Annotated in this window: 24 protein-coding genes; 3 read left to right on the top strand and 21 right to left on the bottom strand. The window is 60.7% G+C overall.

Translation table 11 applies throughout. The annotated features are described in order from the left end of the window. Positions 1-32 precede the first annotated feature (32 nt). The 9 genes from ccmI to ccmA all read right to left on the bottom strand — a co-directional run bounded on the left by ccmI (position 33) and on the right by ccmA (position 6,939). Complete coding sequence (ccmI, locus tag V6P94_RS19460; RefSeq protein WP_133076040.1) at positions 33-1,235, bottom strand: c-type cytochrome biogenesis protein CcmI; 1,203 nt, start codon at positions 1,233-1,235, stop codon at positions 33-35. Beyond that, positions 1,228-1,704, bottom strand: a complete 477-nt coding sequence (locus V6P94_RS19465; protein WP_133076039.1) for a cytochrome c-type biogenesis protein CcmH — start codon at positions 1,702-1,704, stop codon at positions 1,228-1,230. The genes ccmI and V6P94_RS19465 overlap by 8 nt, the downstream gene beginning before the upstream one ends. Then, on the bottom strand, positions 1,701-2,237 hold the full coding sequence (locus tag V6P94_RS19470; protein ID WP_133076038.1) for a DsbE family thiol:disulfide interchange protein: 537 nt from the start codon (positions 2,235-2,237) through the stop codon (positions 1,701-1,703). The genes V6P94_RS19465 and V6P94_RS19470 overlap by 4 nt, the downstream gene beginning before the upstream one ends. Beyond that, positions 2,234-4,219, bottom strand: a complete 1,986-nt coding sequence (locus V6P94_RS19475; protein WP_326397656.1) for a heme lyase CcmF/NrfE family subunit — start codon at positions 4,217-4,219, stop codon at positions 2,234-2,236. The genes V6P94_RS19470 and V6P94_RS19475 overlap by 4 nt, the downstream gene beginning before the upstream one ends. After that, a complete protein-coding gene (gene ccmE, locus V6P94_RS19480; RefSeq protein WP_133076036.1) occupies positions 4,219-4,680 on the bottom strand; it encodes a cytochrome c maturation protein CcmE in 462 nt (153 codons plus the stop codon). Before ccmE ends, V6P94_RS19475 begins: the two co-directional genes overlap by 1 nt. After that, on the bottom strand, positions 4,677-4,853 hold the full coding sequence (gene ccmD / locus V6P94_RS19485) for a heme exporter protein CcmD (protein ID WP_133076035.1): 177 nt from the start codon (positions 4,851-4,853) through the stop codon (positions 4,677-4,679). The genes ccmE and ccmD overlap by 4 nt, the downstream gene beginning before the upstream one ends. Then, positions 4,850-5,608, bottom strand: a complete 759-nt coding sequence (locus V6P94_RS19490) for a heme ABC transporter permease (protein ID WP_219261020.1) — start codon at positions 5,606-5,608, stop codon at positions 4,850-4,852. Before V6P94_RS19490 ends, ccmD begins: the two co-directional genes overlap by 4 nt. Positions 5,609-5,692: 84 nt before the next feature. Beyond that, entirely contained in the window at positions 5,693-6,361 is a 669-nt protein-coding gene (gene ccmB / locus V6P94_RS19495; protein WP_133076033.1) for a heme exporter protein CcmB, read from the bottom strand. Further along, positions 6,358-6,939, bottom strand: a complete 582-nt coding sequence (ccmA, locus tag V6P94_RS19500) for a cytochrome c biogenesis heme-transporting ATPase CcmA (protein ID WP_405046756.1) — start codon at positions 6,937-6,939, stop codon at positions 6,358-6,360. Before ccmA ends, ccmB begins: the two co-directional genes overlap by 4 nt. Before the next feature lie 245 nt (positions 6,940-7,184). Here ccmA and V6P94_RS19505 point away from each other — a divergent pair, with 245 nt between their 5' ends. Both V6P94_RS19505 and V6P94_RS19510 read left to right on the top strand, forming a co-directional pair. Next, a complete protein-coding gene (locus V6P94_RS19505) occupies positions 7,185-8,756 on the top strand; it encodes a flagellar hook-length control protein FliK (RefSeq protein WP_338648320.1) in 1,572 nt (523 codons plus the stop codon). Beyond that, positions 8,753-9,067 carry an EscU/YscU/HrcU family type III secretion system export apparatus switch protein gene (locus tag V6P94_RS19510; RefSeq protein ID WP_133076031.1) on the top strand — a complete coding sequence of 105 codons (315 nt, stop codon included), beginning with the start codon at positions 8,753-8,755 and terminating at the stop codon, positions 9,065-9,067. Before V6P94_RS19505 ends, V6P94_RS19510 begins: the two co-directional genes overlap by 4 nt. A gap of 128 nt (positions 9,068-9,195) precedes the next feature. Here V6P94_RS19510 and V6P94_RS19515 read toward each other — a convergent pair whose 3' ends face one another. Next, complete coding sequence (locus V6P94_RS19515) at positions 9,196-10,473, bottom strand: amidase family protein (RefSeq protein ID WP_133076030.1); 1,278 nt, start codon at positions 10,471-10,473, stop codon at positions 9,196-9,198. A 29-nt stretch (positions 10,474-10,502) separates the two neighbouring features. Then, a complete protein-coding gene (locus tag V6P94_RS19520; protein WP_133076029.1) occupies positions 10,503-10,916 on the bottom strand; it encodes a VOC family protein in 414 nt (137 codons plus the stop codon). Between the two features lie 108 nt (positions 10,917-11,024). Between V6P94_RS19520 and V6P94_RS19525 the strand changes: the two genes are divergently transcribed. Next, entirely contained in the window at positions 11,025-11,891 is an 867-nt protein-coding gene (locus V6P94_RS19525; RefSeq protein WP_338648323.1) for a LysR family transcriptional regulator, read from the top strand. Positions 11,892-11,917: 26 nt separating this feature from the next. On the opposite strand, the gene V6P94_RS19530 is transcribed toward V6P94_RS19525, so the two are convergent. From V6P94_RS19530 to V6P94_RS19575, 10 genes are all read right to left on the bottom strand, one after another. Continuing rightward, positions 11,918-12,310 carry a DUF2802 domain-containing protein gene (locus V6P94_RS19530; RefSeq protein ID WP_133076027.1) on the bottom strand — a complete coding sequence of 131 codons (393 nt, stop codon included), beginning with the start codon at positions 12,308-12,310 and terminating at the stop codon, positions 11,918-11,920. Next, the gene (locus tag V6P94_RS19535; protein ID WP_133076026.1) at positions 12,311-12,793 is read right to left on the bottom strand and encodes a chemotaxis protein CheW; all 483 of its coding nucleotides are present in this window, start codon (positions 12,791-12,793) and stop codon (positions 12,311-12,313) included. It lies immediately after the preceding gene. Between the two features lie 38 nt (positions 12,794-12,831). After that, on the bottom strand, positions 12,832-13,554 hold the full coding sequence (locus V6P94_RS19540) for a CheW domain-containing protein (RefSeq protein ID WP_133076025.1): 723 nt from the start codon (positions 13,552-13,554) through the stop codon (positions 12,832-12,834). Between the two features lie 84 nt (positions 13,555-13,638). After that, positions 13,639-14,427, bottom strand: coding sequence for a ParA family protein (locus V6P94_RS19545; protein ID WP_133076024.1), 789 nt, complete (start codon positions 14,425-14,427; stop codon positions 13,639-13,641). A 38-nt stretch (positions 14,428-14,465) separates the two neighbouring features. Continuing rightward, entirely contained in the window at positions 14,466-15,356 is an 891-nt protein-coding gene (motD, locus tag V6P94_RS19550; protein WP_219261014.1) for a flagellar motor protein MotD, read from the bottom strand. A 2-nt stretch (positions 15,357-15,358) separates the two neighbouring features. Next, the gene (locus tag V6P94_RS19555) at positions 15,359-16,099 is read right to left on the bottom strand and encodes a flagellar motor protein (RefSeq protein WP_133076022.1); all 741 of its coding nucleotides are present in this window, start codon (positions 16,097-16,099) and stop codon (positions 15,359-15,361) included. Next, positions 16,099-17,244 carry a chemotaxis response regulator protein-glutamate methylesterase gene (locus tag V6P94_RS19560; RefSeq protein WP_133076021.1) on the bottom strand — a complete coding sequence of 382 codons (1,146 nt, stop codon included), beginning with the start codon at positions 17,242-17,244 and terminating at the stop codon, positions 16,099-16,101. The genes V6P94_RS19555 and V6P94_RS19560 overlap by 1 nt, the downstream gene beginning before the upstream one ends. Before the next feature lie 49 nt (positions 17,245-17,293). Beyond that, complete coding sequence (locus V6P94_RS19565) at positions 17,294-19,456, bottom strand: chemotaxis protein CheA (RefSeq protein WP_338648334.1); 2,163 nt, start codon at positions 19,454-19,456, stop codon at positions 17,294-17,296. 62 nt (positions 19,457-19,518) lie between these two features. Then, entirely contained in the window at positions 19,519-20,307 is a 789-nt protein-coding gene (locus V6P94_RS19570; protein WP_133076019.1) for a protein phosphatase CheZ, read from the bottom strand. A gap of 20 nt (positions 20,308-20,327) precedes the next feature. Next, the gene (locus V6P94_RS19575) at positions 20,328-20,699 is read right to left on the bottom strand and encodes a chemotaxis response regulator CheY (protein ID WP_019828845.1); all 372 of its coding nucleotides are present in this window, start codon (positions 20,697-20,699) and stop codon (positions 20,328-20,330) included. Positions 20,700-20,758: the final 59 nt, after the last annotated feature.

Genomic DNA, 20,758 nt, shown 5'->3' on the forward strand with positions numbered 1-20,758 from the left:
GAGCGGGCTTGCTCGCTCCCACAATCAGGAAATTACTTGTCCGGGCTGTCGATCGTCAGCTGTTGCAGCTCTTGAGTGCTGCTGGACAACGGCTGGCTACGCCCTACCCACTCGCCCGCCGTCGGCTGACCAGCACGGGAGATGCGTGCCATCAGTTGGACTTCAGGAAAGTTGGACAGTTTCAATTGCGGCATCATTGCGTCGACATCGCCCAGCTCAACCGTGATCGGCAGGTCCGCAACGGTCACGCGCTTGACCGCGAGCGGTGCCGGTGGACCGGATACCGCACGGGCGAAAATGAATACGCTGTCGCCCGGCAAGGCACTGGCCTTGACCGCATCCGCCAGATCGACGCTCACCTTGATCGACGCCATCGCCTTGACCACCGGCGCCGCCTCCACCTTGGCGCCGCTGGCCTGCAGCTGCTCGCGGGCTTTCGCGATACCGCCTTCGAGGGCAGAACGTGAAGCATCGCCATCGGGCAGCTCATCCATCAAACGCTGCCAGTAGCCAATGGCCTCCTGGAAGCGCCGCTCTTCAAAGGCGGCAATGCCCAGCAGACCCAGGCTGGTGACTTCTTTCGGGTCGGCCTTGAGGGCTTCGTCGGTCAGTGCCTTGAGCGTGTCACTCCACTTTTTGTCGTCGGCGAAGTACTTCGCCTGCGCCCACTGGCCCAGCAATTCAGGCTGACGCCCGGCCAGGTTGGCAGCGCGCTCGAACACCTTGGCCGCCTCCGCCGGACGGTTTTGCGCCATGTAGGCGCGACCCAGGAAGTACAGGCCTTCGGCCGAATCCGGTTGCGCAGCAGCGGCACGCTCCAGGCGCGCGACCATTTCTTCAAGGGATTGCGGCGGTTGCGAAAACTCGCGGGTCAGCTCGACTTTATCGCTGGAACCAAAGTGCAGGTACAGCCCCAAGCCCAGCACCGGCACCAGCACAGCCGCCAGCAACGGAATGGCCTTGCCCAGGCTGGAAACCCGACCCGGAGCAACGCCTTCGGTGTCAGCGAGCAATTCGCGGGCCGCTTCGGCGCGGCCGGTTTCAAATTGCTCGGGGGTCAACACGCCCTCTTCGCGCTGCTGCTGCAACTCGGCGACACGCTCCTGGTACAGCGCGACATTCAATGCGGTGCGGTCTTCTTCGCGCTGGGCGCGGCGGCCACGCAATACCGGGATCAATAAAAAGCTGAGGGCTATGAGTAGCAGCAGGCCTGCTGCGAGCCAGAAATCAATCATCTTTGGTTTTATCCAGCAAAGTGTCGAGCCGCTTGCGCTCCTCGACAGAAAGTGTGTCCGAGCTTTCGGTCTGCCCTGTGCGACGACGGCGCCCCACGATGACGCCAATCACTACCAGCCCCCCCACCAGCAAGGCCAGCGGGCCAAACCAGAGCACTGCCGTCTTGCTGGTCAGGGCCGGTTTGTAGAGCACGAAATCGCCGTAGCGGGCGACCATGAAATCGAGGATCTGCTGGTTGTCCTTGCCCTCGCCCAGCATGCGGAAAATCTCGCGGCGCAGGTCGGTGGCAATCGGTGCGTTGGAATCGGCAATGTCCTGATTCTGGCACTTGGGGCAGCGCAGCTCCTTGGTCAGTTCGCGAAAACGCTCGCGCTCGGCGTCGTTGGCAAACTCGTAGGTATCGATGGCGGCATGGGCAATACCCGTCAACGTCAACCCGAACACCACAGCGGCTAGCCAGCGCTTCATGGTTTGGCCTCGTCAACCAGTGCCTGATATTTGCCCGCAAGCTGCTCGCGCCACACGGTTTCGTCGATCACACCCACAAACTTGTGGCGAATGATGCCCTTGCTGTCGATCAGGAATGTCTCGGGCGCGCCGTACACGCCCAGGTTCAGGCCCAGGGTGCCGTCAGCATCGTCGATGTCCAGCTGGTACGGGTTGTGGAACTCCTTGAGCCACTTTTTCGCGTCCGCGTTGACGTCCTTGTAGTTCACGCCGTAGATCACCACGCCCTGCTCGGCCAGCTTGGTCAGCATCGGATGTTCGACCCGGCATGAAATGCACCAGGTGGCCCACACGTTAACCAGCGCGGGCTTGCCCTTGAGGTCGGCCTCGGTCAGGACCTTGTCGCCCTCCACCGCAGGCAGGCTGAATGCCGGGAACGGCTTGTCGATCATCGCCGACGGCAACTCGGTCGGGTCCAGGTACAAGCCTCTGTAGAGAAACCACGCCATGCCCAAGAACACGGCCAGGGGGATCAGCATCAACCAGCGTCTCATGCCGTGGCTCCTGTCATGCCCAATGCTTCACGCACGCGGCTTTTAACCTTGACCCGGTAGCGACGGTCCATCGCTGCCAGCAATCCACCCAAACCTGTGAGCAGGCCGCCAAACCAGATCCAGCGGACAAACGGCTTCACATGCACCCGCACCGCCCAGGCGCCATCGCCCAAGGGCTCGCCCAGGGCGACGTAGAGATCACGGGTGAAACCGGCGTCGATCCCGGCCTCGGTCATCATCGAGTTCTGCACCGTGTACAGGCGTTTTTCCGGGTGCAGCACGCTGACTTCCTTGCCGTTACGGATCACACGCACGGTGCCTTTGTCCGACGTGAAGTTCGGGCCCTGGAAGTGCTTGGCACCTTCAAAGATGAAGTGATAACCGCCCAGCTCCATCGACTCGCCCGGCGCCAGGCGCAAATCGCGCTCGGCACTGTTCTGGCTCGACAGCACCACACCCAGGGCGCACACGGCGATACCCAGGTGGGCGATCTGCATGCCCCAGTAGCTGCGGGTCAGGCTACGTACGCCTTTGACCAGGCCTTTGTGACGGGTTTTGTCACCAATGTCGCGCACCCCGGCCAGCAGCACCCAGGACGCCAGCATAAAGGTGGTCAGCACGGCCCAGTTGAAATCGCCATAAGCCACGCCGGCAATCGCCGACAGCGCGGCGCTGCCCAGCAACACCGGGGTCAGCATGCCCAACAGCCATTTGACCGGGGTGTCTTTCCAGCGCACCAGCATGCCCACCGCCATCACCACCATCAGCAACCCCATCAGCGGGATGAACATGGCGTTGAAGTACGGCGGGCCCACCGACATCTTGGCGCCGCTGATGGCATCCACAATCAGCGGGTACAGGGTGCCGAGCAGAATCATCGACGCGGCCACCACCAGCACCAGGTTGTTGCCCAGCAGCAAGGTCTCCCGCGACCACAGCTTGAAGCTGACGTGGCTTTTGACCACCGGCGCACGCAACGCAAACAGGGTCAGCGAGCCGCCCACCACAAACAGCAGGAAGATCAGGATGAAAACGCCGCGCTCAGGGTCGGAGGCGAATGCATGCACCGAGGTCAGTACGCCGGAACGGACCAGGAAAGTACCCAGCAGGCTCAGGGAAAACGCGGCAATGGCCAGCAGCACGGTCCAGCTTTTGAACACACCACGTTTTTCGGTCACGGCCAGCGAGTGAATCAGGGCAGTGCCCACCAGCCACGGCATGAACGAGGCGTTCTCCACCGGGTCCCAGAACCACCAGCCGCCCCAGCCAAGTTCGTAGTACGCCCACCATGAGCCCAGGGTGATGCCGATACCGAGGAAGGCCCACGCCACGATGGTCCACGGGCGGGACCAGCGTGCCCATGCAGCGTCCAGTCGGCCGCCCAGCAAGGCGGCAATGGCGAAAGCAAAGGCCACCGAGAAACCGACATAACCCATGTACAGCATCGGCGGGTGAACAATCAGGCCGATGTCCTGCAGCAGCGGGTTAAGGTCATTACCGTCCGAAGGAATCTGCGGCAGCAAGCGTACGAAAGGATCCGAAGTCAGGATCAAAAACAGCAGGAAGCCCACGCTGATCATGCCCATGATCGCCAGCACCCGCGCCAGCATCACTTGCGGCAATTGCCGCGAGAAGATCGACACGGCGAAGGTCCAGCCGCCCAGAATCATGGCCCACAGCAGCAGCGAACCTTCGTGGGCGCCCCACACGGCACTGAACTTGTAGTACCACGGCAACGCACTGTTGGAGTTGCTCGCCACGTACGCCACCGAGAAATCATCGGCCATGAAGGCATACGTCAGGCAGCCGAACGAGAACAACAAGAAGGCAAACTGCCCCCAAGCGGCGGGTTGCGCCAGGCTCATCCACAATTTGTCGCCGCGCCAGGCTCCCAGCAGCGGCACGATGGCCTGCACAATGGCAAAGCACAGCGCCAGAATCATGGCCAGATGGCCCAATTCAGGAATATAGAGTCCAGACATCAGTACTTACCCTCACTCGCCGGCACAGGCGCGGACAGGCCGCTTTCATTCAACGCCTTGGTGACTTCAGGCGGCATGTATTTTTCGTCGTGCTTGGCCAGCACTTCATCAGCCACTACCACGCCCTGGGCATTGAGCTTGCCCAGCGCGACGATGCCCTGCCCTTCACGGAACAGATCCGGGAGGATGCCGCGGTAGGTGATGGTCACGGACTTGTTGAAATCGGTGACCACAAACTGTACGTCCAGCGAGTCGCCCGAACGCTTGAGCGATCCGGCTTCAACCATGCCACCAGCACGGATACGGGTGTCCAGTGGTGCTTCGCCATTGGCGATTTGGGTCGGGGTATAGAACAGGTTGATGTTCTGCTGCAAGGCGCTCAGGGCAAGGGCCACGGCAGCGCCCACACCCACCAGAATCGCCAGGATGATGATCAAACGTTTTTTACGCAGCGGATTCACTTCATATTCTCCCGACGCAAACGACGCGCCTCTTGTTGCAAATAACGTCGGCGCGCCATGATCGGCAGCGCCACGTTCAACGCCAGTACCGCCAGGCAAATGCCGTAGGCCGACCAGACATACACCCCGTGATGGCCCATGGCGATGAAGTCACCAAAAGAAGCAAAACTCATCGCGCGCCCTCCAGTGCCTTCAACACCTCAGCCTTGACCCAGCTGCTGCGGGCCTCGCGCTTGAGTACTTCCAGGCGCATGCGCAACAGCAGCACTGCGCCAAAGAAGCAATAAAAGCCCAGCACCGTGAGCAGCAGCGGCATCCACATTTCCATGGGCATGGCCGGTTTTTCGGTGAGGGTGAAGGTCGCGCCCTGATGCAGGGTGTTCCACCACTCCACCGAGTACTTGATGATCGGGATATTGATCACGCCCACAATCGCCAACACCGCGCAGGCCTTGGCCGCGCTGTCGCGGTTAGTGATGGCATTGCCCAGGGCAATCAGGCCGAAATACAGAAACAGCAGGATCAGCATCGAGGTCAGGCGCGCATCCCAGACCCACCACGAGCCCCAGGTCGGCTTGCCCCAGACGGCACCGGTGACCAGCGCCACGGCGGTCATCCAGGCACCGATGGGCGCGGCAGCCTGCAGCGCCACGTCGGCGATTTTCATCTTCCAGACCAGACCCACCACACCGCACACCGCCAGCATCACATAGCAGGACTGCGCCAGCATGGCGGCCGGAACATGGATATAAATGATCCGGAAACTGTTGCCCTGCTGGTAGTCCGGCGGCGCAAACGCCAGGCCCCAGACCACCCCGCAGGTGATCAGCAACACGGCAGCAATGCTTAACCACGGCAACAGCCGCCCACTAATGGCATAGAACCATTTGGGCGAGCCGAGTTTGTGAAACCAAGTCCAGTTCATCACGCTGTTTCCATCACGGTGCCGGTCACGACAGGTCGAGTGTCATGCCAGCCAGGGTCTTTACTGGTCCACGGGGACCAGACCTCATTATTCACCGACGCTGATTTTCAGGCCGGCAGCTATAGCAAAGGGTGTCAGGGTTACTGCCAGGGCGGTCAGGCTACCAAGCCACAGCAGATAACCGGTTGCGGGCATGCCCTGGAGTGCCGCCTGCAAGGCGCCACTGCCCAGGATCAGCACCGGGATATATAAAGGCAAAATCAGCAACGCCAGCAGCAGGCCTCCACGCTTGAGACCAACGGTCAGCGCAGCCCCCACGGCCCCGAGCAGGCTCAATACCGGCGTCCCGAGCAGCAACGACATCAGCAACACCGGCAGGCAGGCTACCGGCAGCCCCAGCATCAAGGCCAGCAGTGGCGACAGGATGACCAGCGCCAGGCCGGAGAACAGCCAGTGTGCCAGCACTTTGGCCAAGACCAGTAGTGGCAGGGGGTGCGACGAAAGGACCCACTGCTCAAGGGATCCGTCCTCAAAATCACTGCGAAAAAGCCCGTCCAGCGAGAGCAAAACCGCTAAAAGCGCCGCGACCCACAGCAGCCCCGGAGACAAGGTTTGCAACAATTGAGTCTCGGGTCCGACCGCCAAAGGGAACATGGCGATCACAATTGCAAAAAATACCAGGGGGTTGGCCAACTCGGCCGGACGGCGAAACAGCAAGCGCGCCTCACGTGTTACCAACGTTGCGAACACACTCATACAGCCCACTGTCCCAGGTCGATATTGCGATAACCGGCCGGCATCCGGCTCAACGTATGGTGTGTGGTAAGCACCACCATGCCGCCGCTTTCGCAGTGGCGGGCCAGGTGTTCTTCGAGTTGCGCCACGCCTTGTTTGTCGAGCGCGGTAAAGGGCTCGTCGAGAATCCACAACGGCGGGCTGTCCAGATACAAACGGGCCAGCGCCACACGCCGCTGCTGGCCGGCCGACAAGGTGTGGCACGGCACATCTTCAAAGCCCTTGAGCCCTACCGCCGCCAGTGCCGTCCAGATCGCTTCGCGGGTGGCCGGGCGGTGCAACGCACAGAGCCAGCCCAGGTTTTCTTCGGCGGTGAGCAAATCCTTGATCCCGGCGGCATGGCCGATCCACAGCAGGTTGATCGTCAGTTCATGGCGCTGACTGCTCAAGGCCTGACCGTTGAGGCGTACTTCCCCCGCCGTCGGCTGCATCAGGCCCGCCAACAATCGCAGCAGGCTGGTTTTGCCGCTGCCGTTGGGGCCGCTGATTTGCAACATGTCACCGCTGGCCAGACGCAATTCGAGGTTCTCGAACAACATCCGCCAGTCACGCTCACAGGCGAGCGATACGGCTTCTAAAAGAGGGCTGGTCACGTAATTGAGGCCTTCACGGTTCAAGTCGGCTCAGGCGCGGCCGTTAAAGTGATGCAGAATAAATGCATTTGCGGCCGGTTTCAGAGAGCTGGATCAAACAATTGCAATGTTTTCATGCCCTCTGAACGACGGGGCAGCATTATACATGCCATGTCCTACGCTAAAGAGGGCAATTTCGACAGGTTGTTACGATGAAAGGCGACATGAATATTCCACCTATCCCACAAACCACGCCCAGTAGTCTGCGCCCCGGTCTTGTGGGCGGTGAAGTGCTCAAGTTGTTACAGCCTGCAGAAGGCCTGATAAGACCCGGCCAAAGTGCCCAGGCAGAAGTGATATCGCTCAAGCAAAACGATCTGGCGTTCCAGTTGCTGCTCAAGCTGACCCTGGCCGGTGGCCGGGAAACCAACGTCCAGGCCAGCAGCAACTTTCCTTTGCCCGTGGGCACACAGTTGGCTGTGACCCAGACTTCAGCAGGCAATCTTGCGATCAGCCTGCAACAGGCACTGAGTAGCAGCGTCGCCACCCTGACCCGCCTTGATACGCAACAAGTACCCGTGGGCACGCTGCTCCAGGGCAAAGTGCTGACCACCCAGGCGTTGGCCCAACCCGCCGGGCAACCGGCAATCTATCGCTCGTTGGTCACACTGCTCAACAGCGCCTTGAGCGGCAGCACCCTGACCCTGGACAGCCCGCAGCCTTTGCGGATCGGCAGTTTGCTGAGCGCCCGGGTGCACGATGCGCAAAGCCTGAACTTTGTCCCGCTCAGTGGGCGCCAGGAGCAACTGGCCGTCACGCAGCAACTCGCAATTCAACAAAGCCGCCAAGGGTCACTGGAGGGACTGCTCAGCGCCCTGCAAAAACTGCCGCCCAACGCACAGATGCCTCCTGAACTACGTGCCTCTATCGACACGCTGTTGGCTCAATTGCCTACACCCTCGCAACTGAGCAGCCCCAAAGCACTGAGCAGTGCCTTGCTCAACAGCGGCGCATTCCTGGAAGCCAAGTTGCTCAGCGGTCAGGTACAAGCACTGGCTCCGGACATGAAGGCCACGTTGCTGCGACTGATTGCGCAGATTCTGCCCGGCGTACCGGCCAGTACCGGTTTCAATCCCGGCATGGCCGCCAGCACCCAGGCCCAGGCACTGCCGACCTTTGTGCGCAATGCCCTGGGCATGCTCGGCCAGGTCAGCGCCAAGCCGCAGCTGGGCGGTTTCCCCCTGCCCCAGCGTTCGGTGCAGAGCGGCGAACATGAAGACAGCCTGGAAAACTTGCTGAAACTGGCAGCGGCGGCCATTTCACGCCTGCAAAGTCATCAGTTGTCGAGTCTTGAGCAAAGCGGACGTACGGCCGATGGCGGCGTGCTGACCACATGGCAACTGGAAATCCCCATGCGCAATGCCCACGAAATCGTGCCTTTGCAGGTCAAGTTTCAGCGAGAAGACCCGCCCGAAAAAGAGCCACAAGACACACCCGAGCCCCGGGAAATAAAGGACCCGCTGTGGCGGGTAGAACTGGCCTTCGACCTCGCGCCTCTGGGTCCGCTGCATGTGCAGGCGCAACTGCTGCGCGGCAACCTGTCGGGCCAGCTGTGGGCCGAACGGGCCTCTACGGCGCACTTGATCGAGAGCCAGCTGGGCGACTTGCGCCAGCGTTTGAACGACGCAGGGTTGAGCGTGACCGATCTGGACTGCCACCAGGGCACCCCGCCACAGAGCGGCCACACCCGACTGGAACAACGCTGGGTGGACGAAACCGCATGAACACAGAGTCCGTACCCCGCCAGGCGATAGCCCTCAAATACGACGGCAAACAGGCCCCTACCCTCACCGCCAAAGGCGACGATGAATTGGCGCAAGCCATCCTCATACTGGCCCGCGAGCATGGGGTGCCGATCTATGAAAATGCCGAGCTGGTCAAATTACTGGCGCGCATGGAACTGGGCGACAGCATCCCGCAGGAGTTGTACCGAACCCTGGCAGAAATCATTGCCTTTGCCTGGCAGCTCAAAGGCAAATTCCCGGCAGGGTTTGATCCGGATGCCGAGCCGCAAGAGCGGGATATCACCCCCTGACAGCCTCAGACCTTGTAGTCGCTGCCGAGGAACGAAGGCTGCGATCGACGGCACAGAGCGGTCAGTCAGTCAAACCGTGTCGACACCCTCGCGAGCAAGCCCGCTCCCACGGGCATGGTTTGACACCCTCACGATCGCAAAGCCCTGTCCACCTGTTGCGTAGCCTCAAGCAGCGCACTGTCCTGACGAAAACCACCAATCAGTTGCAACCCCACCGGCAGTTCACCCGGCTGTCTGGGTAAGGGAATGTTGATTTGAGGCAGCCCGAATGCCATCCAGCATTTGCAAAAGTCCGAAGGACCCGTCGTTTCCAGCCCCAGGGGCGCAACCATGCCGCAGGTGACGCTCAGCATCGCATCGAAGGGTGCAAAAATCGCCTGCAGTCTCGGTGCCTGCGCAGCCAGGCGAGCCTTGGCCGCTGACTCCTGCTCCCATGTCGTACCCCTGGCCCGCTCGATCATGGCCACCACTGACGGGCTTAGCAGTTCAGGGCTGGATTGCCACTCTTTGGACAGCGACCGTGCGCCCTCGCAGTCATTGATCAGCAGGTGGTCGTCAAACACGTTCGCAAAATCATCCGGCAGGTCCACTGTGGTCACGGTGTGGCCTGCAGCCTTCAACCTCTGGACCGCCGCCAGTAAAGCGTCAGCCACCACCGGATCCACCTGGTCCCAGCGCGCAGTACGACAAAACCCGAACGTCCTGCTGCCGCTCTCCCGAGCCGATTGCGGCAAACCGGGCACCAGTACCTGAGCGACGAGAGCCAGGTCGCGAACCGACCGGCCATACCAGCCCAGCGTGTCGAAGCTGGGCGCCAAGGGCTTGATCCCTTCCAGCGAAACCAGCCCATAGGAAGGTTTAAACGCATACAGCCCGCAATAGGACGCAGGCTTGAGCAGCGAGCCCGCCGTTTGCGTGCCCAGCGCCACAGGAAAGAAACCCGCGGCCATGCCTGCAGCAGAACCGGCACTGGAGCTGCCTGGAGTCCGGTCCAGATCATGGGGATTGCGGGTCGGCCCGGTTTGCATATAGGCAAACTCGGTGGTGTGGGTCTTGCCCATGATCACCGCTCCCGCCTGACGCAGCAGCGCAACCACATGGGCATCGCGCGACGGCCAGTTGTTGTCATAGATCGGGGAGTAATAACCCGTGGGGTGGTCGCGGGTATCAATGATGTCCTTGACCCCAATCGGCACTCCGGCCAGCAAGCCGTTGATCCCGGGGCTGCTCAGCCCCTGTGCCTGTTTGCGCACCACCTGCGGGTCGAGGGCGACGAACGCCCGGATCGTAGACTCACGGGCGTTTGTCTGACTCAGGAAATGCTCGGCCACAATGCCGGGGCTCAGGTGTGCGGTACGGACCTGTTCGGCAATCGAGTGGGCGTCCGCCGTGTCGAGAAAACTCATGCTGTATTCATCCTCTGCTCATGACTGCGTTACTGGGCATACACCGACGCCCACTCTGTAAAACCCTTGATCTCGATGGGGTTGCCCGAAGGATCGAGGAAAAACATCGTCGCCTGCTCCCCCGGGGTCCCGACAAAACGAAGGGTCGGCTCCAGCACAAACTCCACGCCGCGATCCATCAGTCGTTCTTTCAAGGCCAGCCAGTCAGGCATGCTCAGCACCACCCCGAAATGCGGCATGGGCACCCAGTGATCGCCCACCTTGCCGGTGTTGCTGACGGCAAACGGCTCACCCAGGTGCAAGGACAATTGATGGCCGAAAAAATCGATGTCCAGCCAGGTCTCGGTACTGCGACCCTCAACACAGTCCAGCACATCGCAGTAAAAGTGGCGCGCCGAGCCCAGATCGTGAACGTGATAAGCAAAATGAAAGAGTGATTGCACAGTAACCTCCTGAAACTTGAAATAGCCCAATGCCCCTGCAGGAAATCATGCAGCGCGCCATTCAAAAGAGATAACCTGTTATTTTTTCCATCAAAGAAAGAAATTCTTATGGATACGCGCTATCTCAGAAGCCTGATCGCCGTGGTGGAATGCGGGTCAATCGCCAAGGCGGCCCGCCTGGAAAACCTGACGGCTGCCGCGGTCAGCCAGCGTATTGTGGCGCTCGAACGGCAGTTGGGGCTCCAGCTTCTGGTGCGGGTCGGCCACGAGGCCAAGCCCAGCCTGGCCTGCATGGACTTGCTGCCCAGGGCCAGAGGCATCGTCGATGAAGTGGCGCTTCTGGCAAGTGACGTCGACGCCCTGGGCCTGACCGGCCCCTTGCGCATCGGTGCGATTTCAACGGTACTCACGGGCCTTCTGCCCCAGGCCTTGCGCAGCCTGACCCGCTCAACTCCCCAGCTGAAGCCGGTGATCGTTCCAGGGACATCCCGTTCGCTGTATCAGGCGCTGGAGGCCAACGAACTGGATGCCGCGATAGTGGTCGCGCCGCCGTTCACGCTGGCCAAGACCTTCAATGGGGTATTGCTGCGCAAGGAACCCTTGGTGTTTATCTCCAATGAGCACTCAAGCCAAAGCATCGACGCGCGCCTGCAACACTGCCCGTATATTCAATATGACCCGGATGCGTGGGGGGGCCGGCATGCCGTCCAGTACCTGCAAGACCAGGGGCTGAAACCAGCCGCCCTGCTGGATCTGGATGCGCTGGAAACCATCGCCCTGCTGACTGCGCAGGGGTTGGGAGTCAGCCTGGTGCCTTGCTGGTCGGGGATTGAGCGCTGGACGGACAGTTGTGTCGTGGAGCCTGTGGGTGACGAACGCTATGACCGCAGGATTATGCTGATCAGTCATGCACAAGGGCCACGGGTGCGAATGGTTGAAGCGTTGAAACAGGCGCTGCAGGAGAAGACGCCATGACCTGATCTGTGGGATCAGGATCAGGCTCAGCCCTTGTGCATCTTGCTCATCAACTCGGCCTCGGCCTGAGTCAAACCACAGGCCTGGGTCAGTTCGTCGACGCTGGCGCCCATGCTGACCAGGCGCGCTGCCTGGTTGAACGACAGGCTGGTGGGGTCGCGCTGTTCCAGCTGGGTCAGCTTTTCGGGCAGCGGTGCGACCACCGCGCGCAGCTCGTGCAGGTCTTCACCCATTTGCACATTGCCGTTCTGGTAGGTGTCCAGCCGCCGCGCCAGTTCCCTGAGGCGCCGGTCACGCTGCTCATCGCCCGCAACCTGCTGCGCCGCGAGCACGCGCTGACGGCGCACATGGCTCACGAACAACCACAGGGTCACAGCCCACAACAGGCCCAGGACGATTACCGCCACCTCAAGGATCAATCAGATGTTCTCCAGATCCGACCATTCTTCTTCGGTCATCATTTTGTCCAGCTCAACCAGAATCAGCAGTTCGCCGTTCTTGTTGCATACGCCCTGGATAAACTTGGCCGACTCGTCGTTGCCCACATTAGGCGCCGTTTCGATTTCAGACTGACGCAGGTAAACCACCTCGGCCACGCTGTCGACCAGAATCCCGACCACTTGTTTGTCCGCTTCGATGATGACGATGCGCGAATTGTCGGTGATTTCTGCGTTGTAGAGGCCAAAACGCTGACGCGTATCGATGACCGTCACCACGTTGCCGCGCAGGTTGATAATGCCCAGCACGTAGGAAGGCGCACCGGGGACCGGGGCAATTTCGGTGTAACGCAGCACTTCCTGCACTTGCATCACATTGATGCCGTAGGTCTCGTTGTCCAGCTTGAAGGTCACCCATTGCAGGATCGGATCTTCACTACTTTGTTGTGCGGCTGACTGTTTCATACACCAAACCCTTGACTGAATACCGCTGATTTAAATAATTACTGCTTGCCCTTGGCAATCAACTCGGCCAATTGCGCCACGTCCAGCAATGCGCACATGTGTTCAATCACGGTGCCCGCCAGCCACGGCCGCTGCCCACGCTGGGAGCGCCATTTGATTTCGTTCGGATGCAGGCGCAATGAGCGGCTGACTTGATGCACCGCCAACCCCCACTCGTAGCCCTGCACGGAAATAACGTATTGCAGGCCCTCGCGAAAATCATCGCGATAGCGCTCGGGCATCACCCAGCGCGCGGTATCCAGCACGTTGAGCTTGCCGCTCTGGCTCGGCAGTATCCCCAGGAACCAGTCCGGCTGACCAAACAGCGGCGTCAGTTCACGACCGGCCAGCGAATAGATAGAACCCAGGCACACCAACGGCACCGCCAGGGTCAGTCCGGCCACGTCGAACAGCAGGCATTCGAAGGGTTCTGCGGCCCACGCGGGGCGGCCATCATCGGGTATCGGCAAATGCGCTCCGGGCGCACTTGGCCGATGAACCTCGACCAACGGATGGGCCAGCGCCTCGGCGGGCACGCCCACTTGCGAGAGTTCCACCGGCATGGCCAACGGCGCTTCAACAGGCGCGTCAGTGGCCGGTTCAAGTTCCGGCGCAGCGGGTTCAACCGACTCCAGCGCCTGGGTTGCATCAAACAGCAAGTCGTCCAGATACGACTGCAACGCCACTTGCGAGCGGTTGGAAAGTGCTATCGGCTGCGTCATAAAGTGCCCCACTCAACAGCCTCGCGACAGAGACTTGTAGACGTTATCGGCCACACGGGACCGATACTTGAATAACCGTCCACCTCAAGCCACCTGAGGGGCAAGCTGGCGGGTCAGTACGTGCTTGAGCAACGCACGATAGGCGATTACCCCCCGGGTCTTGTCATCGAACTGCGAAGGCGTCTGCCCTGCCCGGCTGGCATCACGCAAGCGGGTGTCGACCGGGATGAAGCCCTGCCACAGGGTGTCGGGATACACGTCGCGCAACACCCGCAAGGTGCTCATCGAGGCCTGGGTACGGCGGTCAAACAAGGTCGGCACGATACAAAACGGCAGTTCCTGCGCCCGCGAGCGATTGATCATGCGCAGGGTGTGGACCATGCGCTCCAGGCCCTTGAGGGCCAGATGCTCGGTCTGCACCGGAATGATCAATTGCTGGCTGGCCGCCAATGCGTTGACCATCAGCACACCCAGGATCGGCGGGCTGTCGATGATGGCGTAGTCATAGTCCTGCCACAGTTGCGCCAGGCTGCGCGCAATCACCAGGCCCAGGCCACTTTGCCCCGGCGCCTGACGTTCCAGGGTCGCCAGGGCGGTGGTCGCCGGCAGCAAGGCAATCTTCTCGTGGCTGGTGGGCAGCAGCAATTGCGCAGCCAGACCTTCCGGCACTTGGCCCTGATGCAGAAAGAGGTCATACACGCTGTGTTCCAGACCATCGGGGTCATACCCGAAATAACTGGTCATGGAGCCGTGCGGGTCGAGATCGACCACAACCACCCGCTTACCCGCTTCTGCCAGCAAACCGGCCAGAGCGATGGATGTGGTGGTCTTGCCGACCCCACCTTTTTGATTGGCTACTGCCCAGACTCTCATTCAGTTGTTCCTCCCGGCTGCATGCGTGCCGGCCGAGACTATAGGGTTGGTGACGGGGAATTGACGGCATTCCCTCTAACCAGTGGCTGTGTCTGTGGCGGTGCAGTTTGTGTGCCAGCACGCTTGAGGGCGGCATCCGGTGTCGCGTTGGCGGTTCCCGTACCGGTCAGGCTGCGACGCACCTCCAGGTTGCGCGACACCACCAGCACCACCCGGCGGTTGAGCGCACGCCCCTCCGGGGTTGCGTTATTGGCCACCGGCTGGAACTCGCCGTAACCCACCGACGCCATGCGCCCCGGGTTCACGCCCTGCATCGCCAGCATGCGCACGATGCTCGCCGAGCGTGCCGACGACAGTTCCCAGTTGGTGGGATATTGCGCGGTACGGATCGGCAGATCGTCCGTAAAGCCCTCGACGTGAATCGGGTTTTCGAACGGCTTCAGGATCGCTGCCACCTTGTCGATAATGGTGAACGCTGCATTGCTGGGCATCGCGTCGCCACTGCCGAACAGCAAGCTTGAGTTGAGTTCGATTTCGACCCATAACTCATTGCCGCGCACGGTCAATTGTTTGGACGCGATCAAGTCGCCAAACGCATGGGTGATGTCATTGGCAATGGTTTTAAGCGGGTCATCGGGGACTTGCCCAAGGCCCGCGTCGGTATGTTCACTGTCTTTGATCAAGGGTTCGGCAGGCGCGACCGTCAGCGGGCGTTCCTGACCAATGGGCACCGGCTTGATGCTGCGCTCGGTGTCATTGAACACGCCCACCAGCGCCTGGGAGATCACCCGATACTTACCTTCGTTGATCGAGGAAATCGAGTACATGACCACGAAGAAGGCAAACAGCAAGGTGATGAAGTCCGCGTAGGACACCAGCCAGCGCTCGTGATTGATGTGTTCATCCGCAGGGCGACGGCGACGGCTCATAGTTAACCCGTGAAGCCTTGAAGCTTGAGTTCGATTGAGCGCGGATTCTCGCCTTCGGCAATCGACAGGATGCCTTCGAGCAGCATTTCGCGGTACAGCGACTGGCGCATGGCAATGGCCTTGAGCTTGCTGGCGATGGGCAGCAACACCAGGTTGGCACTGGCCACCCCATAAATGGTCGCCACAAACGCCACCGCAATTCCGCTGCCCAGTTGTCCCGGATCAGCCAGATTGCCCATCACATGAATCAGGCCCATGACCGCACCGATAATGCCGATGGTCGGCGCATAACCGCCCATGCTTTCAAATACTTTGGCGGCTTCGATGTCGCGGCTTTCCTGGGTCATGTAATCGACCTCCAGCACGCTGCGAATGGTTTCTGGCTCAACCCCGTCAACCAGCAACTGCAGGCCCTTGCGCGAATAATTGTCGGGCTCGGTGTCGGCCACGCCTTCCAGGCCCAGCAAGCCTTCCTTGCGCGCCGTCAGGCTCCAGTTGACGACACGGTCAATGCCCCCCGCCATGTCGATACGCGGCGGAAACAAGATCCACACTACGGTCTGCATCGCCCGCTTGAATGCGCTCATGGGCGACTGCAACAGTGCCGCGCCCACCGTCCCGCCCAGCACGATCAGCGCTGCCGGACCATTGGCCAGGGCGCCGAGATGGCCGCCCTCCAGGTAGTTGCCGCCGATGATCGCGACAAACGCCATGATGATGCCAATCAGACTGAGCACATCCATCAGTGGCAGGCCTCCACCAGGTGTTTGCCGATGTCATCAAGGCTGTACACCGCGTCGGCCAGGTTGGCTTTGACGATGGCCATCGGCATGCCGTAAATCACGCAGCTGGCTTCGTCCTGTGCCCACACCTGACTGCCGCCCTGCTTGAGCATGCGCGCACCTTCACGGCCGTCCGCACCCATGCCGGTCAGGACCACCGCCAAAACTTTGTCACCAAAAGACTTGGCAGCCGAACCGAAGGTGATATCCACACACGGCTTGTAGTTCAAACGCTCGTCGCCCGGCAGGATGCGTACCGCGCCGCGACCGTCAATCATCATCTGCTTGCCGCCCGGTGCCAGCAGGGCCAGGCCGGGGCGCAGGATGTCGCCGTCTTCGGCTTCCTTGACGCTGATGCGGCACAGCTTGTCCAGGCGCTCGGCAAACGCCTTGGTAAACGCGGCCGGCATGTGCTGCACCAGCACAATCGGCGCCGGAAAATTGCCCGGCAACTGGGTCAACACCCGCTGCAAGGCCACCGGCCCGCCGGTCGAGGTGCCGATGGCGACCAGTTTGTAGGCCTTGCGCTTGGGCATGCCCGACGTTGATGCCGGTGCAGGCGCGCCACGGCTGGCAATCGGCGTGGTGCGCGCAGGGGGCAACGAGGCGGTCGGCGCGGGGGACACAAAACCGCCAAGGGCAGGCCGAGGCACAGGCGCAGGGGCTGAGACCGCAGGCGCTGGCGCGCTGTAGCTGGACATTCGGCGGTTGCTGCGCGAGATGCTGTGAACCTTCTCGCACAGCATCTGCTTGACCTTCTCGGGGTTGCGCGAGATGTCTTCGAAGTTTTTCGGCAAAAAATCCACCGCCCCGGCATCCAGCGCATCGAGGGTCACGCGGGCGCCCTCGTGGGTCAGCGAGGAAAACATCAATACCGGGGTCGGACAGCGCTGCATGATATGACGCACGGCCGTGATGCCATCCATCAACGGCATCTCGTAATCCATCGTGATCACGTCCGGCTTGAGCGCCAGCGCCTGATCGATGGCTTCCTTGCCATTGGTGGCGGTGCCGATCACTTGAATCGTCGGGTCAGCCGACAGAATTTCCGAGACGCGGCGGCGGAAAAAACCGGAATCATCCACCACCAGGACCTTGACTACCATAAACACTCCGTTAGGCGGTGCGGGGCGCAAAAGCCCCGGCTTACCAGAATCAAATACGCCGTGATGCGTAGTGCTTGAGCATGCTCGGAACATCCAGAATCAAGGCAATACGACCATCACCGGTAATGGTGGCGCCCGACATGCCTGGCGTGCCCTGGAGCATTTTGCCCAACGGCTTGATCACCACCTCTTCCTGGCCGACCAGTTGATCGACCACAAAACCGATGCGCTGGGTACCGACCGACAAAATCACCACATGCCCTTCGCGCTGTTCTTCATGGGCGGCAGACGCCACCAGCCAGCGCTTGAGGTAGAACAACGGCAGGGCCTTGTCGCGCACGATCACCACTTCCTGGCCGTCGACCACGTTGGTGCGCGACAGGTCGAGATGGAAAATCTCGTTGACGTTGACCAGAGGGAAGGCAAACGCCTGGTTGCCCAGCATCACCATCAGGGTCGGCATGATCGCCAGGGTCAACGGCACCTTGATGACGATTTTCGAGCCACGACCCAGCACCGACTCGATGCTCAGCGAGCCGTTGAGCTGGGCGATCTTGGTTTTCACCACGTCCATGCCCACGCCACGTCCGGACACATCGCTGATCTCGGTCTTGGTGGAAAAACCCGGTGCAAAAATCAGGTTGTAGCAGTCGCTTTCGCTCAGGCGATCGGCTGCGTCCTTGTCCATCAGGCCTTTTTTCACCGCCAGGGAGCGCAGGAAATTGGCATCCATGCCTTTGCCGTCATCGGAGATCGACAGCAGGATATGGTCGCCTTCCTGCTCTGCCGACAGCACCACTCGACCGCAGCTTGGCTTGCCTGCAGCAGCACGTTCTTCCGGGGTTTCGCAACCATGGTCGACGGCGTTGCGCACCAAGTGGACCAGTGGATCGGCCAGGGCTTCGACGAGGTTTTTATCCAGGTCGGTCTCTTCGCCCACCAACTCCAGGCTGATTTCTTTCTTCAACTGACGCGCCAGATCCCGCACCAGCCGCGGGAAGCGACCGAAGACTTTCTTGATCGGCTGCATCCGGGTCTTCATCACTGCGGTTTGCAGGTCAGCTGTAACCACGTCGAGGTTGGACAGGGCCTTGGCCATGTCCTCGTCATGGCTGTTCAAGCCCAGGCGCACCAGACGGTTACGCACCAGTACCAGTTCGCCGACCATGTTCATGATGTCGTCCAGCCGTGCGGTATCGACCCGCACGGTGGTTTCTGCCTCAGAGGCAACCGGTTTTTCCGACGGTGCAGCTGCCGCCCGGGCCGGGGCAGCACGCGCAGCCGCAACCGGCCTGGCGGGCACAGCCGCAGCGACAACGGCTGCGGAGTCCGGACTGAACTTGCCTTTACCGTGCATCTCATCGAGCAGGGCTTCGAATTCGTGATCGCTGATCAGGTTCGGGTCGCCCGCTGGCTCCTCGGCCGGGGCAACAGGTTCGACGGCCGCAGCGCCCAGTGCGTCGGTGTTGAACGCACCCTTGCCATGCAATTGATCGAGCAAGGCCTCGAATTCATCGTCGGTGATTTCATTGCTGACTTCAGCTACGGCTACCGGCGCTTCGTCGGGCACTGCGCCGACCACTGCGGCATCCGCAGAAAACTGGCCCTTGCCGTGCAACTGGTCAAGCAGCAACTCAAATTCGGCGTCGCTGATTTCGTCACCCGCCGAGATGTCTGCCGGGACAACCGGCTCGGGCTCGTGGGCAGCGGCCTTGACCGCATCGAGGGATTCCAGCAACTGTTCAAATTCGCTGTCGGTGATATCAGTCACCGGAGCTGCGACTACCGCCACCGGCACAGGTGCAGCAACCACGTGAGCGGCCGCAGGCTCTGCCAGACGCGCCAGCGCCGCCAGCAACTCGGGGGTCGCCGCGGTGATCGGGCTGCGCTCGCGCACTTCGCTGAACATGCCGTTGACCGCATCCAGGGCCTCAAGCACCACGTCCATCAACTCCGCGTCGACGCCTCGTTCACCCTTGCGCAGGATGTCGAAGACGTTCTCGGCGATGTGACAGCACTCCACCAATTCATGGAGCTGCAGGAAGCCGGCGCCCCCTTTGACAGTATGAAAACCGCGAAAAATGGCATTGAGCAGGTCCGCATCATCCGGTCGGCTTTCCAGCTCGACCAGTTGCTCGGACAGCAACTCCAGAATTTCGCCGGCTTCAACCAGGAAATCCTGAAGGATTTCTTCATCGGCGCCGAAGCTCATGTACGTGCTCCTTGAGAAAGGCCCGCGACGCCAGGCAACAGCGCCCGCACGTCTATCGAGTCCTAAAAACCTAAACTGGACAGCAAATCGTCTACATCATCCTGACCGGATACGACGTCATTACGTGTATCGGCATGAATCTGCGGACCTTCACCCTTGGCCTGGTTTTTTTGCGAATTATTTTCAGCGCGCAACGCATCACGGTCGTGTTCGATGCCGGCAAAGCGATCCACCTGACTGGCCATCAGCACCAGTTTGAGCAGATTGCTTTCAACGTCCGTGACCAGTTGCGTCACCCGCTTGATGACCTGACCGGTAAGGTCCTGGAAATCCTGGGCCAGCAAGATGTCGGTGAGGTTGGCGGACACGACCTGACTTTGCTCGTCGCTACGCGTCAAAAAACTGTCAACCCGACGCGCCAGCTCGCGAAACTCCTCGGCACCGATTTCACGGCGCATGAAGCGACCCCAGTCTGCACTCAGGGCCTTGGCTTCCTGCCCCAGGCCGTTGACCAGCGGCGTGCTGTTCTCCACCAGGTCCATGGTTCGATTGGCGGCCGCTTCCGTGAGCTTCACAACATAAGCCAGGCGTTCCGTGGCATCCGTGATCTGCGACACTTCTTCGGCTTGCGGCATGCTCGGATCAATATGGAAATTGACAATTGCACTGTGCAGTTCACGGGTCAGTTTGCCGACTTCGCGATACAACCCGCGATCACGGGTCTGGTTGAGTTCGTGAATCAGCTGCACTGCATCGCCAAACTGGCCTCTTTCAAGGCTTTCGACCAATTCGTGAGCATGTTTTTTCAGGGTCGACTCAAAATCGCCCTGTGTAGATTCTTTATGCTCCATAGCGCCCCCAAGGCAACCGATCAACCGATGCGATCAAAGATCTTCTCGATCTTGTCTTTGAGTGCGATAGCCGTGAACGGCTTGACCACATAGCCGTTAACACCGGCCTGGGCGGCTTCGATGATCTGCTCGCGCTTGGCTTCGGCGGTCACCATCAGCACCGGCAAGTGCTTGAGTTTTTCGTCGGCGCGCACGTGGCGCAGCAACTCGATACCGGTCATGCCCGGCATGTTCCAGTCGGTCACCAAAAAGTCGATGTGACCCAGATTGAGGATCGGCAACGCCGTGATGCCGTCGTCCGCCTCGACCGTGTTGGTGAACCCCAGGTCACGCAACAGGTTTTTAATGATCCGCCGCATCGTTGAAAAATCATCAACGATAAGGATTTTCATGTTCTTGTCCAATTCGACCTCCAAGCAGTCTTAAACGCGCCCGGTCTGGGGACACGCCA

Source organism: Pseudomonas sp. ML2-2023-3 (assembly GCF_037055275.1).
Lineage (GTDB): Bacteria > Pseudomonadota > Gammaproteobacteria > Pseudomonadales > Pseudomonadaceae > Aquipseudomonas.

Bases quoted from the DNA above. Each gene is read 5' to 3' on its own strand.
- ccmI (WP_133076040.1), bottom strand. From the start codon at position 1,235: ATGATTGATTTCTGGCTCGCAGCAGGCCTGCTGCTACTCATAGCCCTC.
- V6P94_RS19465 (WP_133076039.1), bottom strand. From the start codon at position 1,704: ATGAAGCGCTGGCTAGCCGCTGTGGTGTTCGGGTTGACGTTGACGGGT.
- V6P94_RS19470 (WP_133076038.1), bottom strand. From the start codon at position 2,237: ATGAGACGCTGGTTGATGCTGATCCCCCTGGCCGTGTTCTTGGGCATG.
- V6P94_RS19475 (WP_326397656.1), bottom strand. From the start codon at position 4,219: ATGTCTGGACTCTATATTCCTGAATTGGGCCATCTGGCCATGATTCTG.
- ccmD (WP_133076035.1), bottom strand. From the start codon at position 4,853: ATGAGTTTTGCTTCTTTTGGTGACTTCATCGCCATGGGCCATCACGGG.
- ccmB (WP_133076033.1), bottom strand. From the start codon at position 6,361: ATGAGTGTGTTCGCAACGTTGGTAACACGTGAGGCGCGCTTGCTGTTT.
- ccmA (WP_405046756.1), bottom strand. From the start codon at position 6,939: ATGTTGTTCGAGAACCTCGAATTGCGTCTGGCCAGCGGTGACATGTTG.
- V6P94_RS19505 (WP_338648320.1), top strand. From the start codon at position 7,185: ATGAAAGGCGACATGAATATTCCACCTATCCCACAAACCACGCCCAGT.
- V6P94_RS19510 (WP_133076031.1), top strand. From the start codon at position 8,753: ATGAACACAGAGTCCGTACCCCGCCAGGCGATAGCCCTCAAATACGAC.
- V6P94_RS19515 (WP_133076030.1), bottom strand. From the start codon at position 10,473: ATGAGTTTTCTCGACACGGCGGACGCCCACTCGATTGCCGAACAGGTC.
- V6P94_RS19525 (WP_338648323.1), top strand. From the start codon at position 11,025: ATGGATACGCGCTATCTCAGAAGCCTGATCGCCGTGGTGGAATGCGGG.
- V6P94_RS19535 (WP_133076026.1), bottom strand. From the start codon at position 12,793: ATGAAACAGTCAGCCGCACAACAAAGTAGTGAAGATCCGATCCTGCAA.
- V6P94_RS19540 (WP_133076025.1), bottom strand. From the start codon at position 13,554: ATGACGCAGCCGATAGCACTTTCCAACCGCTCGCAAGTGGCGTTGCAG.
- V6P94_RS19545 (WP_133076024.1), bottom strand. From the start codon at position 14,427: ATGAGAGTCTGGGCAGTAGCCAATCAAAAAGGTGGGGTCGGCAAGACC.
- motD (WP_219261014.1), bottom strand. From the start codon at position 15,356: ATGAGCCGTCGCCGTCGCCCTGCGGATGAACACATCAATCACGAGCGC.
- V6P94_RS19555 (WP_133076022.1), bottom strand. From the start codon at position 16,099: ATGGATGTGCTCAGTCTGATTGGCATCATCATGGCGTTTGTCGCGATC.
- V6P94_RS19560 (WP_133076021.1), bottom strand. From the start codon at position 17,244: ATGGTAGTCAAGGTCCTGGTGGTGGATGATTCCGGTTTTTTCCGCCGC.
- V6P94_RS19565 (WP_338648334.1), bottom strand. From the start codon at position 19,456: ATGAGCTTCGGCGCCGATGAAGAAATCCTTCAGGATTTCCTGGTTGAA.
- V6P94_RS19570 (WP_133076019.1), bottom strand. From the start codon at position 20,307: ATGGAGCATAAAGAATCTACACAGGGCGATTTTGAGTCGACCCTGAAA.
- V6P94_RS19575 (WP_019828845.1), bottom strand. From the start codon at position 20,699: ATGAAAATCCTTATCGTTGATGATTTTTCAACGATGCGGCGGATCATT.